Genomic DNA, 1,234 nt, shown 5'->3' on the forward strand with positions numbered 1-1,234 from the left:
AGGAGAACAATCACGCCTTGACCACTGAATGACCGGAAATCCATAGTCAGAGGTGGCTCACTTCTCGATGGAAATGCCGGCTCAGTTCTGGGTGGAAATCAACAGCCAGCAGATAAGTTGCATGTTCGTTGCCGAAACCGGCGTCGATGTCGGCGATGATCGGCACGACATGGCTCTCGAAACCGTCGATGGCGGCGATGGCCTGTTGCTGCTCGTCCTCGGTCCGCGCTGCCTTCAGCACCTTGAACAGGTCGTTGATCGCCACCTCGTCGGCCTGGCGCAGCGAGGTGTAGATCTCGGCGATCAGGTCGGCCACGGCGGTCTTCTCGTGCATCGACTGGTCGGGCAGGTGGCCCCAGCGGTTGCGCAGGCCGGCGACCATCCAGCCGGACAGATAGACATAGGTGCCCTTCGCCGTTCCGCGCAGGCGCTTGACCGACTTGATCATCTGCTGGGCGTGGAAGCCGGACCAGCAGCCGAGCGATTGGGTGAACTTCGACGGATCGGCATCATAGGCCGCCATGTCGGCGCGCATGACGCGGGCCATGTCGCGGGCGATGTCGAGATGGGTATCGTAGCTGTTTTGCAGCTTCAACTGCACGATGTCATCGACCGAGACACCGCCGGCGGTTTGGCCAGAGGGATAGCGCGCGGCCACCTCGGCGCGGAGTTGCGCATAGGTCTTGCGGGTCATGGATGTTCCTTTCTTCGGATGATGGTTGCGGGCTACGGCCCAGGCGGACGCGGCGGAGGGAAAGCTTTCGGCAGGCAGTGGCCCGCCGAAGGGGACAACGTGCGGATCGGGTCCATCAGTCGAACGCGTTCAGCACGTCATAGGCGGGTGCAGTGATGAAGTTGGGCAGCACTTCGGCCATCACGGCCTCCTGCACGATGCGGGCGGCGCTGGCGTAGTGACCGCGATGGAAGCCATGGGGTCCCAGCCGGTCGAGAATCGCCACGATCTCGGAGAGTGTCCGATCTTCTGTGTATGAGTGGTCCGGTCCATGCTTCACCGAAAGGAAGCATGCATGACGATCTCCAAGGAACTTCTGGATGAACTGCTGAAGGGTATTGAGCGCCCTGAGGATCTGCTCGGCGATGCCGGGCTGATGAAGGAGCTGAAGATCCGGCTCATGGAGCGGATGCTGGGCGCGGAGCTGACCGCGCATTTGGGCTATGAGGAAGGCAAGGAAGCACCGCCCGGCCAGGCGAACCGGCGCAACGGCTCGTCGAC

At 62.2% G+C, this 1,234-nt stretch carries 3 protein-coding genes; 1 reads left to right on the forward strand and 2 read right to left on the reverse strand.

The genetic code is table 11. From position 1 onward, the window contains the following. Positions 1–46: 46 nt before the first annotated feature. Positions 47–694 carry a hypothetical protein gene (locus tag ACTJI6_RS24040; RefSeq protein WP_440804281.1) on the reverse strand — a complete coding sequence of 216 codons (648 nt, stop codon included), beginning with the start codon at positions 692–694 and terminating at the stop codon, positions 47–49. A gap of 115 nt (positions 695–809) precedes the next feature. After that, positions 810–959, reverse strand: a complete 150-nt coding sequence (locus ACTJI6_RS24045; protein ID WP_440804284.1) for a hypothetical protein — start codon at positions 957–959, stop codon at positions 810–812. A gap of 69 nt (positions 960–1,028) precedes the next feature. On the opposite strand from ACTJI6_RS24045, the gene ACTJI6_RS24050 reads away from it, so the two are divergent. Then, positions 1,029–1,234 (forward strand): transposase (locus ACTJI6_RS24050; RefSeq protein WP_440801813.1); only part of this gene is annotated, 206 nt, incomplete at its 3' end.

This window comes from Paracoccus sp. 22332 (genome assembly GCF_052045125.1).
GTDB classification, from domain to species: Bacteria; Pseudomonadota; Alphaproteobacteria; order Rhodobacterales; family Rhodobacteraceae; genus Paracoccus; species Paracoccus haematequi_A.

Bases quoted from the DNA above. Each gene is read 5' to 3' on its own strand.
- ACTJI6_RS24040 (WP_440804281.1), bottom strand. From the start codon at position 694: ATGACCCGCAAGACCTATGCGCAACTCCGCGCCGAGGTGGCCGCGCGC.